Source organism: Gluconobacter sp. P1C6_b, assembly GCF_018811945.1.
GTDB lineage: Bacteria > Pseudomonadota > Alphaproteobacteria > Acetobacterales > Acetobacteraceae > Gluconobacter.
On record NZ_JACRVU010000005.1, the window covers coordinates 50,382 to 62,387 of the forward strand.

9 protein-coding genes are annotated in these 12,006 nt (G+C 62.8%); all 9 read left to right on the forward strand.

Annotated features, from left to right (window positions below; genetic code table 11):
• The first annotated feature begins 134 nt into the window (after nt 1-134).
• The 9 genes from gltX to KP701_RS05560 all read left to right on the forward strand — a co-directional run bounded on the left by gltX (nt 135) and on the right by KP701_RS05560 (nt 11,950).
• Entirely contained in the window at nt 135-1,553 is a 1,419-nt protein-coding gene (gltX, locus tag KP701_RS05520; RefSeq protein ID WP_215746242.1) for a glutamate--tRNA ligase, read from the forward strand.
• On the forward strand, nt 1,546-2,487 hold the full coding sequence (locus KP701_RS05525) for an aspartate carbamoyltransferase catalytic subunit (protein ID WP_215746243.1): 942 nt from the start codon (nt 1,546-1,548) through the stop codon (nt 2,485-2,487). Before gltX ends, KP701_RS05525 begins: the two co-directional genes overlap by 8 nt.
• Entirely contained in the window at nt 2,484-3,770 is a 1,287-nt protein-coding gene (locus KP701_RS05530; RefSeq protein ID WP_215746244.1) for a dihydroorotase family protein, read from the forward strand. The genes KP701_RS05525 and KP701_RS05530 overlap by 4 nt, the downstream gene beginning before the upstream one ends.
• Complete coding sequence (plsY, locus tag KP701_RS05535) at nt 3,767-4,399, forward strand: glycerol-3-phosphate 1-O-acyltransferase PlsY (protein ID WP_215746245.1); 633 nt, start codon at nt 3,767-3,769, stop codon at nt 4,397-4,399. The genes KP701_RS05530 and plsY overlap by 4 nt, the downstream gene beginning before the upstream one ends.
• Before the next feature lie 44 nt (nt 4,400-4,443).
• Nucleotides 4,444-5,628, forward strand: coding sequence for a DNA-processing protein DprA (gene dprA, locus KP701_RS05540; protein ID WP_215746246.1), 1,185 nt, complete (start codon nt 4,444-4,446; stop codon nt 5,626-5,628).
• 25 nt (nt 5,629-5,653) lie between these two features.
• The gene (topA, locus tag KP701_RS05545; RefSeq protein WP_215746247.1) at nt 5,654-8,350 is read left to right on the forward strand and encodes a type I DNA topoisomerase; all 2,697 of its coding nucleotides are present in this window, start codon (nt 5,654-5,656) and stop codon (nt 8,348-8,350) included.
• A gap of 177 nt (nt 8,351-8,527) precedes the next feature.
• Nucleotides 8,528-10,279, forward strand: coding sequence for a S41 family peptidase (locus KP701_RS05550; RefSeq protein ID WP_252345423.1), 1,752 nt, complete (start codon nt 8,528-8,530; stop codon nt 10,277-10,279).
• Nucleotides 10,280-10,304: 25 nt separating this feature from the next.
• Complete coding sequence (locus KP701_RS05555) at nt 10,305-10,646, forward strand: DUF1491 family protein (protein ID WP_011252814.1); 342 nt, start codon at nt 10,305-10,307, stop codon at nt 10,644-10,646.
• 155 nt (nt 10,647-10,801) lie between these two features.
• On the forward strand, nt 10,802-11,950 hold the full coding sequence (locus tag KP701_RS05560; RefSeq protein ID WP_215746249.1) for an OmpA family protein: 1,149 nt from the start codon (nt 10,802-10,804) through the stop codon (nt 11,948-11,950).
• Nucleotides 11,951-12,006: the final 56 nt, after the last annotated feature.

Genomic DNA, 12,006 nt, shown 5'->3' on the forward strand with positions numbered 1-12,006 from the left:
ACACACGCTTGAACAGGCTTAGCTTTTTGTAAGACACGGCGTTTTGACGGAAGGGTTCGGGATATGACCCTGCCCTGTGCCGGACCCTGCGCTGGCGGATGGAAGCGCGGGACAGAGCGTGATATGACGACCCCATGACCATCCGTACGCGATTTGCCCCCTCCCCGACGGGTCTGCTGCATGTCGGCAACGCCCGCGCCGCCCTGTTCAATTTCCTCTTTGCCCGCCATCACGGCGGTGAATTCCTTCTGAGGATCGAGGACACCGACAAGGAACGCTCCACCCAGAAGGCCGTGGACGTGATCTTCGACGGTCTGGCCTGGATGGGGATCGAGGCAGATGCGGAACCGGTTTTCCAGTCCGCCCGTCAGGACCGCCATACGGAAGTCGCGCTGGAGCTTCTGGAAAAAGGACAGGCCTACAAGTGCTTCTGCACGCCGGAAGAGCTGACCGCCATGCGCGAGAAAGCCATGGCCGAGAAGCGTCCGCCCCGTTACGACGGCACCTGGCGGGACCGCGATCCGTCCGAAGCACCCGAGGGCGCGCCTTATGTCGTACGTCTGAAGGCACCGCGTGAGGGCGAGACCGTCATCAGGGATCTGGTGCAGGGCGAAGTCCGCGTGGCAAATGCGGAAATGGACGATCTGATCCTGCTGCGCTCGGATGGCACGCCGACCTATCTGCATGCCGTGGTTGTCGACGATCATGACATGGAGATCACGCATGTCATGCGCGGTGACGACCATCTGACGAACACGTTTCGTCAGGCCATGATCTATCGCGCCATGGGCTGGGATCTGCCGCATTTCGCGCATCTGCCGCTGATCCACGGTCCCGACGGCGCCAAGCTGTCCAAACGTCATGGCGCGCAGTCAGTGGTGGATTTCCGCGAGGAAGGTTACCTGCCCGAAGCCCTGTGCAACTACCTGCTGCGTCTGGGCTGGGGTCATGGCGATGCCGAAGTCCTGTCCCGCGAGGAGCAGATCAAGCTGTTCGATCTGGACGGTGTGGGCCGGTCCCCATCGCGCATGGATTACGTCAAGCTGGCGCATCTGAACGGGATCTGGATGCGTGTGGCCGATGACGAGCGTCTGACGAATGACGTCATGGAGCGTCTCCAGGGTCGCGAAGGTATGGTGACGGACGACAAGACCCGCGCACGCATTCTTGCGATGATGCCGGGCCTCAAGGAGCGCGCCAAGACGCTGGTAGAACTGGCGGACAATGCGGCCTTTGCAGGCTTCACCCTGCCCCTGACCTTTACGCCCAAGGCCGAGAAGCTGCTCGGAGAGGACGGGCGCAGGGTTCTTGAAGGCGTCGGCAAGGATCTGGCGGCTCTCAAGGATTTCACGCCCGCAGCGATCGACGGAACCCTGCGCGCCTATGCCGAAAAGCATGAGATCAAGCTCGGCTCCGTGGCCCAGCCGTTGCGGGCCGCCATGACAGGCTCCACGACGTCTCCGGGCATTGACCTGACGCTTTCGGCTCTGGGGCAGGACGAGGTTCTGGCCCGCATTGCTGCCGTTCTGGCTTCCGGGTCCGTCGATGCCTGAGCGGCCTTCCGTCCCCCGGCATCTGCTGGGAATCGAGGGGCTGTCGGCCGAACAGCTCGTACCGTTCCTCGATCTGGCGGAAAGCTACGCGCTTCTGAGCCGTTCGCGTTCCGCGCCGCGTGACGCGCTGCGGGGCCGGACGGTCATCAACCTGTTCTATGAAGACAGCACCCGCACCCGCACGAGTTTCGAACTCGCGGGCAAGCGGCTTGGCGCCGATGTGATCAACATGTCCGTCGCCACGAGTTCTGTGAACAAGGGCGAAACGCTTCTGGACACGGCGGCGACGCTGAATGCCATGCGCTGTGATCTGCTGGTCGTGCGGCATGCGCAGTCCGGTGCCCCTGCCCTGCTGTCGCAAAAGGTCGAGGCCAGCGTCGTCAATGCGGGCGATGGAACGCATGAACACCCGACGCAGGCGCTGCTGGATGCGCTGACGATCCGCCGTCATTTCGGCCGGCTTGAAGGGCTGACGGTCGCGATCTGCGGCGATGTCGGACACAGCCGGGTGGCACGTTCCAACATCCATCTGCTGACGGCATTCGGAAACCGGGTGCGTCTGGCTGGACCGCCGACGCTCCTGCCCGGCGCGATGGCGGAGCTTGGCGATGTCGAGCTGTATTCCGACATGGACCGTGCGCTTGAAGGCGCGGATGTCGTCATGTCCCTGCGGCTTCAGAAGGAGCGCATGGGGGCGGGTCTGGTGCCGAGTGCGCGGGAATACTTCCGTTTCTTCGGACTGGACCGCCGCCGTCTGGCGCTGGCGAAGCCCGGTGCGCTCGTCATGCATCCGGGGCCGATGAACCGCGGGGTGGAAATTGCCTCGGACGTGGCGGATTCGGACCAGAGCGTGATTTCCGAACAGGTTGAAATGGGCGTGGCCGTGCGGATGGCGGTTCTGGACCGGCTGTCCCGGGCACGGATGCCAATATGACTGATATTGTTTTTGAAAATGTCCGTCTGATCGATCCCGCTTCCGGCCGGGACGAGACCGGACGGCTTGTGGTCCGTCAGGGAAAGATCATCGCCTGCGAGGACGGATCGGTTCCCGAAGGTGCGCGGGTCATTGATGGCGCGGGAGCAGTCCTGTGTCCTGGCCTGGTGGACATGCGCGTGGCACTTGGCGAGCCAGGCTCGGAATATCGCGAGAGCGTCTCCTCCGGCGCGCGGGCAGCCGTAGCGGGCGGCATCACCACGATGGCGGTCCTGCCCAATACGTCGCCACCGATCGACAATCCGGCCCTCGTCCATCTCCTGCGGGTCCGGGGCGAAGAGACGGGAATGGTCTCGATCCATCCTTATGGAGCACTGACGCGCGGCTGTGAGGGCAGGGAGATGGCCGAACTGGGCCTGCTTCAGGAAGCCGGAGCGGTCGCGTTCACGGACGGGACGCACGCCATTGCAGACGCCAAGCAGATGCGCAATCTGCTGTCCTATTCGCGCTTTCTCGATGCCATCGTGGTCCAGCATCCCGAAGAGCCCTCGCTGGCCACGGGAGCCTGCGCCACGGCTGGCGCGCGGGCCGTGCGGATGGGGCTGCCTCAGGTTCCGGCCGAAGCCGAAGCCATCATGATTGCGCGGGATCTGCGTCTTGCGGAAATGACCAAGGCCCGGCTGCATTTCGCGCATGTCTCGACAGCCGAAGGGTTGGATCTGATCCGTCAGGCCAAAAGCCGCGGCGTCCGGGTGACCTGCGATACGGCGCCTCCCTATTTCGCAATGACCGAAGACGATATCGGTGATTTCCGCACCTATGCGAAACTCTCGCCTCCTTTGCGCAATGAAGCGGACCGCAAAGCCGTCTGCGCGGGGTTGGTGGACGGCACGATCGACGCCGTGGCTTCGGATCATGCCCCGGCGGATGCCGATGACAAGCGTCTGCCCTTTGCGCAGGCGCGGGCCGGGGGAACGGGTCTGGTAACACTTCTGGGCGTCACGCTCGGAACCGGGCTGCCGCTGGTTGATGCGTTACGTCTGGTAACGTCCGCCCCGGCTGCGCTACTTGGCCTTAAAGCCGGAACGCTCGCAGTCGGGAGCGATGCCGATCTGTGTCTGTTCGATCCGGAAGGGGCGTGGACCGTCGTGGCCGGAGATCTTCCGGGCCGTGCACAAAACACGCCTTTCGATGGGCAGGAGCTGAAGGGCCGCGTCCTGCGCACGTTCAAACGGGGCGTAGAGGTCTTTACGGCTGCCGAGATGGCGGGGGCGCCTTCATGAGCGGCTTTCAGGCACAGCTGATCCTGCTGTCTCTTATATCCTATGTCATCGGAAGCATTCCTTTCGGCCTGCTTCTGACGGCACTGGGTGGCGGCGGCGACATCCGCAAGATCGGCTCGGGCAATATCGGCGCAACCAACGTCCTGCGTACGGGGCGTCGGGGACTGGCGGCGGCAACGCTGCTGCTGGATGCGCTCAAGGGAGCTATGGCCGTCCTGATCGCCCGGTTTTTCTTCCCTGGCGCCAGCGAAACCACCATGGCCGTCGCCGCCGTTGCCGTCGTCATCGGGCACTGCTTTCCGGTCTGGCTCGGTTTCCGGGGTGGCAAGGGCGTGGCAACGGGATTGGGAACAATCTGGGTCCTGTCATGGCCGGTTGGGCTGGCCTGCTGCGTGGTGTGGCTGCTGGTCGCGCGTCTGAGCCGGATTTCCTCGGCCGGGGCGCTGGCAGCGTTCTTAATAGCCCCCGTACTGATGGTTCTGCTGTCAGGCCGAACGCTACACTCTCCGATCCCGGTGGCGACGCTGCTCGTCTCCCTGCTGATCTGGGTCAGACATTCCAGCAATATTGCCCGGCTCCTGACAGGCCGGGAACCGCGTGTGAACGTTGATCCGGCATCCAGACGCTAGATTTTAAGCATCCATTAAGGAATCTGTCCTAAGGAAAAGATCTTATGACAGTTTCTCTGAACGTCCCTTTCGCCACATTTGCAACAGACCGAATCGATGCGTTGCGTCTTGCGCAGACGACTGGCGTCGGTCCGATCAACTTTGCGCGACTGATGACACAGTATGGCAGCGCAGGGGCCGCCCTTGCCGCTCTTCCCGGTCGCATGCGCAGGGCTGGACGCCGGGAAGACCCTGTCATTCCGACCGTCTCACGTATGACAGACGAGCTGGATCGCCTTGAAAAACTGGGGGGAAAGATGCTGCTGCGGGGAGATGCGGACTATCCGCTACTCCTCTCCTGCATTCCGGATGCCCCTCCCGTCCTGTTCACGTTGGGAGATGTCCGCAAGCTCTCGATGCGCTCCGTGGGAATTGTTGGCGCGCGCAATGCCTCTGCGGCTGGAATCCGGATTGCAGAGAGCCTTTCGGCCGAAATTGCACATTCGGGACTTTGCGTAATTTCCGGGCTGGCACGGGGAATCGACTCGGCAGCCCATGCCGCAGCTCTTCACCCCGGACTGACGGTCGCGGCCATCGCGGGTGGTCTGGATCATGTCTATCCGCCCGAGAATGCCTCCCTTCAGCAGCAGATCGCCGAAAGGGGCTGTCTGGTGACAGAAGCCTTGCTCGGGACAGCCCCGCTGGCCCGCCATTTTCCACGACGTAACCGCCTGATCGCCGGAATTTCGCTGGGGTGCCTGATCATTGAAGCAACGGTTGGATCCGGCACGCTGATCACGGCCGATCTGGCCCAGTCCTATAACCGTGAACTCTTCGTCGTACCTGGCTCACCGCTCGATCCCCGGTCACGGGGCGGAAACCAGTTGCTGAAAACAAGCCAGGCCACCCTGACAGAAAATATTGATGATATTCTTCAGGTCCTGCCCTCGGCGCTTCCACAGCGCGAGGCAGCGCCTTGGCAGCGTTCATCCGCCCACAGCCCGCCTTTGACGGGCTTTTCCGAGCCTTCCACGCCCTGGGGCAGCCCTGTCAGCGAGGACTGGGTTGAGCCAGATCTGGCCCAGAAGACGGTGTGTTCCCTCCTGTCCGTAACACCGGTAGCAGTTGACGATGTGGTGCGCCGCTGCCAGTTCTCCGTGTCGGCAGTGCTTGCGACACTGGCCGAGCTTGAGCTCGGCGGGGTCGTGGAGTTTGTGCCCGGCGGACGCGTGGCGTTGCTGCCGAACTGAAGTGACGCGGAATACCGGAGTGGCGATGACGGACGTTGTGGTGGTCGAGAGCCCGGCAAAGGCCAAGACGATCAACAAGTATCTGGGAAGCGGATATACCGTGCTCGCTTCGTTCGGTCATGTGCGGGACCTGCCGCCCAAGGACGGCAGCGTGCGCCCGGACGAGAACTTTGCCATGAGCTGGCAGACAGACGAGCGCGGCGCCAAACAGATTTCCGCCATCACCAAGGCGCTGAAGGGGGCGAAGAACCTTTACCTCGCCACTGACCCGGATCGCGAAGGCGAAGCGATTTCCTGGCACGTCCGCAGCGTTCTGGAAGAAAAGAAACTTCTGAAGAACGTCGACGTCCATCGCGTCACCTTCAACGAAATTACGAAATCAGCCGTTACGGCGGCGATGGCAGCCCCGCGTGAGCTGGACCGCCCGCTGATCGACGCTTATCTGGCCCGGCGCGCGCTGGACTATCTGGTGGGCTTCACGCTGTCTCCCGTTCTGTGGCGCAAGCTGCCCGGCAGCCGAAGTGCCGGACGTGTGCAGTCCGTCGCTCTGCGCCTGATCTGCGAGCGCGAAGCCGAGATCGAAGTCTTTCGTCCCAAGGAATACTGGACCGTCACCGGCGGCTTCACGACGCCGGGCAAGGCGGCGTTTCAGGCACGGCTGACGCATCTGAAGGGCGAGAAGCTCGACCAGTTCGACCTGAACAACGAGCAACTGGCTTTCGGCGCGCGCGACACCGTTCTGGGCGGACAGTTCACGGTCCGCTCCGTCGAGCGCAAGCGCACCAAGCGCAATCCGCCGCCGCCGTTCACGACCTCCACCCTGCAGCAGGAAGCGTCGCGCAAGCTCGGCATGAGCGCACAGACCACGATGCGCACGGCCCAGCAGCTTTATGAAGGTGTGGATCTGCGCGGCGAGACCACCGGTCTGATCACCTATATGCGGACCGATGGCGTGACGATGGCCAAGGAAGCCGTGGGCGCCATTCGCGGACATATCGGCAAGGCATTCGGCGATGAGTATGTGCCGGATTATCCGCGCAGCTACTCGACCAAGGCCAAGAATGCGCAGGAAGCCCATGAGGCCATCCGCCCGACGGATGTGTTTCTCACACCGCACCAGGTCGCCCATGCCCTGACGCCGGAACAGAAGAAGCTTTACGAGCTGATCTGGAAGCGCTCCGTCGCCTCGCAGATGCAGTCGGCCGAGCTGGATCAGGTGGCGGTAACGCTGGCGGATGCGAGCGGCCAGACGCTTCTGCGTGCGACGGGTTCGACCATCGCATTTGACGGCTTCCTCAAGCTCTATATCGAAGGCCGTGACGACACGAAGGCCGAGGACGAAGACGGCAAACTTCTGCCGCCCATGAAGGAAGGCGATCGCCTGACGACGGGGACCGTGGATGCCGAACAGCACTTCACCCAGCCGCCGCCGCGCTATTCGGAAGCCTCGCTCGTCAAGAAAATGGAAGAGATCGGCATTGGCCGTCCTTCGACCTACGCCTCCATTCTCGGTGTGCTGAGGGACCGCAACTATGTGCGTCTGGACGCACGGCGCTTCGTTCCTGAAGATCGCGGCCGTCTGGTCACGGCGTTCCTGACCTCGTTCTTTGAGCGCTATGTCGATACCGGCTTCACGGCCTCGCTCGAAGAGCAGCTTGATGACATTTCGGGCGGTCGGGCCGACTGGCATGACGTCATGGCGGCCTTCTGGCACGATTTCTCGGCAGCCGTGGCGCAGACCAAGGATCTGAAGATCTCGGACGTCATCGACGCCCTGGACGAGGATCTTGGGCCGCATTTCTTCCCGCCTCGCCCCGATGGCGCTGATCCGCGCGTCTGCACATCCTGCGGAACCGGGCGGCTGGGCCTGCGACTGGGTAAGTTCGGCGCCTTCATCGGCTGTTCGAACTATCCGACCTGCCAGTTCACCCGCCGTCTGGTCGCCGAGGAAGGCGATTCTGAAGGACTGAACGACGGTCCGAAGGTTCTGGGCCAGGATCCGGAGACTGGCGAGGACATCTCGATCCGCCGCGGTCCTTACGGACTTTATATCCAGCGCGGGGAACCGAACCCCGAAGACAAGAAGGCCAAGCCCAAGCGGACGACCATTCCCAAGGGCATTGATGGCAACACCATGACCATGGAACAGGCGCTGGGGCTGCTGTCCCTGCCACGTCTGGTTGGGCTTCATCCCGAGACAGGCGAAAAAATCGAGGCTGGTCTGGGACGCTTCGGGCCGTATGTGAAGATGGGCGCCATCTATGGCACGCTCGACAAGGATGATGACGTTCTGACTGTCGGGCTGAACCGGGCCGTGGATGCGCTGGCCAAGAAACTGGCCTCCATCCGCAATCTGGGCCCCCACCCGAAGGACGGCGAGCCGGTCATGATCCGCAAGGGACGGTTCGGTCCTTATGCCCAGCACGGCCAGCTGATCGCCAACCTGCCGAAGGGGCAGGATATGGACGAGGTCACGCTGGATGAGGCCGTGGCGCTTCTGGCGGAGAAGGGCAAGCCACTGAAAGGTGGCGCAAAAAAAACTTCTGCGAAAAAAGCCGCTCCGAAAGCAGCAAAGGCGAAAAAAGCCGTTGCGGCTGCGGAAGGGGATGAGGCGGCCCCGAAGAAGGTAACAAAGCGTAGCCCGGCCAAATCCGCCACAAAGACGAAAACCACAATGCCGCGGAAACGTAAGACTGTTTCCGACACGTCGTCGGAAGGCTGAAAACAGATCGGGTCGACAGTGTTGCCTGACGGCACTGCCGACCCCACATTCGGTCTGGCAAGTCTTTACCGTGGCTGAAGTTTGTGGCGTGGTCGCCTTACGGGGAGCAGCCTTCTTTGCCGTCCCGTCTCCAAGGACCCCGTCTTGCGTCATGCCGTCCGCCCTATGATCCATTTCATGCCGCGCAGCCGCGAGGCGGCATGTCGCCCGGCTCTCTGTCTGGCGTTCTGCATGTTCATCCTGATCGCTCCGACAGGACCCGCAAAGGCACAGACACCCGCAGATACCTCCGGAACCGCAGGACAGGCGGCTCCTGCCATCTCCGCTGCTACGCCCACACCGCAGCCAACACTTTCAGTTTCCCTGACACGCGAAGTGCTGGTCGCAGCCCTTGGCTTTCTGGAGCCCCGCACGCTCGAGGCGCATTCCGCGCGGGATTTCTGCCTGTGGGGACTGGACGGGCTGACGGCCATCGACCCCACCCTTTCCGTCACGGAAACACGCCCTGAGGTGTCGGGACCGGCACCCTCTTCCGGTGAGGCGATGGCGGCAGAAAAAACCTCTGCCGATGCGTCTGCGCAGGCGCCCACAATGCTGAATGTCCTCCAGGGACAGACGGTCGTGTTCAGCCGGATCATGCCGGTCGCGGACAGTAACGGGGCATGGGCCGATCTGGTTACGGCTGCCATGCAGGCAGCCTGGCAGCGCTCCGCCACGCTGCGGGAGGCCGGGTCAGACGCGCTTCTGCAGGGATTTTTCGACGAACTTTTCAATCATCTCGATCCCTATTCCCGGTATCTCGGTCCTTCTCCGGCCACTTCGGACCGCACGCGGCGGACCGGCAATACGGGAACGGTGGGGCTGAGTCTGGGCCAGAGCGGCCGCATGATCGTGATTACGGCCGTCAACGCCAACGGCCCCGCCTGGGAAGCCGGCGTGGATACGGGCGAGCGTCTGATCTCCGTCAACGGCCGGTCGACGCATGGTCAGGATGTCACCACGGTCCAGGGCTGGCTGGAGGGCGATGAGCATACCTCCGTCACGCTGGGGATCGCCGCAAAAGGTCATCGGACAACGACGCTGCGGCTGGAACGGACACAGGTTCCGCCTGAAACCGTCTTCGCCTCGACGGACGGCCCTTTCACCGTTCTGCGCGTCACGTCCTTTTCGACCCAGACCGCGGAAGAGATCAGCCAGTATATCGATCAGGTCGTGGACGAACCGACACCGGATACGCCTGCCCCTTCTGCCAGCAGGAACAAGACAGCAGGGATCATTCTTGACCTGCGTGGTGATCGCGGCGGCGTCCTTCAGCAGGCCGTCACCACGGCGGCCCTGCTGCTGGATCATGGAGTGGCCGTCACCACACATGGCCGGAACCCTTTGGCCAACCATATCTGGGCCGTTCAGGGTGGCGACATGACCAATGGCACGCCGGTGGTGATTCTCGTGGACGGACGGACAGCCAGCGCGGCTGAAATCCTGGCTTCCGCACTGTCCGATCACCGGCGCGCCGTCGTGATCGGGAGCGAGACGCTCGGCAAGGGACTCGTGCAGGTGATCGGACAGATGCCGAACGGAGGGGAGCTGTTCGTGACGTGGAGTCGCAATCAGGCGCCGCTCGGCTGGCCCATTCAGGGTCTGGGCGTCATGCCGCAGGTCTGCACATCGCTTGGCGCCGAGTCCCTTCAGGCCCAGCTCTCCGCCCTGAAGCAGGGAAACACCCTGCAGGGCGAGGCCGTGCAGATGGCACGCGCGGCCCGCTACCCGGTTCCGGTGACGAAAATCCTCGATATCCGGAAACATTGCCCGGCCGCCATCGGCTCCGATGCCGACATGGACGCCGCCAGGGTGCTGCTGTCTTCCCCTGCCGCCTACAGGGCGGCGCTGGAGTCTGTTCCTGACGAGAACAGCGCGCCCATCCACTAACTTTGCAGGACGAACGGAAACAGTCATGGGCGCACGATTGAAAACGGGACTCTGGGTACGGGCTGTCCTGCGCCGTATTTCCTCGGACGGAACCTCGGCCATGGTCCTGAAGAAAGGCGACGAGGACGCCGGTGCGGTCCTGATCGTCCTGACCGATCGCTCGGGTGGAACCGGCGTCCTGCGCGAAGACGGAAACGGGTGGGCCCGCGTGGATGCTACCGATCCGGCAGGCGTGGACGCCTATCTGGAGCGACAGAAAAAATATGATCCTGACCTGTGGATCATCGAACTGGAGATGCGGGACGTGTCCCAGCCCATAGAACGCACCCTCGGGTCGCGACGGCTCGATCTGGACGAAGAGGCGTAAACTGTGGGAGTGAAGACACAGCGCATGGCGAACCTGCCATAAAGAAAACCGCATGATGCGGCATTGTGTCGTGTGATGCGTTGCCATCGTCCGAGCTTTCGGCAAGAACACACGCAGATAAGGTTGGCAGATTTGTCTGGTTGGAGAGAAATGACATGACGCAACGATCCGTTGTCAGGACCTGGCTTACCCGTGCCGGGTTCACTGCAGGCGTTTCGATGCTCGTCATGGGTGCCGCAACCGCACAGCCCGTCAAAGGCCTGTATATTGCCGGGGAAGGCGGCGCCAGCTTCAATCAGGACCAGACCGCGCGCCTGTCGCCGGTCTTTCCGAGCGGACGCGACCATTACCAGGCCGGTGTGACCGGTATTGGCAGCCTGGGCTATGGACTCGGAAATGGATTCCGCGTCGAGGTCGAGGGGAACTACCGCAACAACCGTCTGCAGCAGTTCCGCTCCAGCACCTTCCCGTCTTCCGTCGGTGGACGTCAGCAGGGCTATGGCGTCATGGCCAATGCCCTGTTCGACATGGACATCGGCAAGTCCTGGGTCTTCCCGTATTTCGGCGCAGGCATCGGCTATGGCTGGCAGGCCATGAACACCTATGTTCATGCTCCGAACGGCGCCTTTGACCAGCATGTCGGCGGCACGACAGGGAACTTCGCCTATCAGGGCATCTTCGGCCTGTCCTTCCCCGTCCCCTGGGTCGTAGGCCTGTCGGCTACGGCAGAATACCGGTTCTATACACTGATGGGTCCGAACGGGCATCATGCCACGGCGACCGGAATCTATGGCGGCTGGGACAAGACCAAGGAATTCGGGGTCTCCAGTGGCAACCGCGATACCCGCACGGACTTCAACCATTCGCTGATGCTGGGGCTGCGCTATGAGTTCAATCCCGCTCCCCCGCCGCCCAAGCCGGTTGCGGCTCCCATGCCGATCCCCGGGCCTGCGCCCACCCGCACCTATCTGGTATTTTTTGACTGGGATTCGGCTGAGCTGAGCACACGCGCGAAAGCCGTGGTGGCAGCGGCAGCCCGCAACTCTACCTCGGTGCAGGTCACACATATCGAGGTCAGCGGCTATACCGACACGTCGGCCGCCCATCCCGGACATCGTGGCGAGGCCTACAACCTGGCGCTCTCTCAGCGTCGTGCAAATACGGTCAAGGAAGAGTTGGTCCGTGACGGCGTAGCCGCAGGACTGATCACGACTCAGGGCTTCGGCGAGAGCCATCCGCTGGTGGTTACCGCTGCCAATACCCGCGAACCCCAGAACCGCCGCGTGGAAATCGATTTCAAGTAAGGTCCGCGAACAGACCCGGATCCCGGTCAGCCGGCGGCTTCTCACGAGGTCGCCGG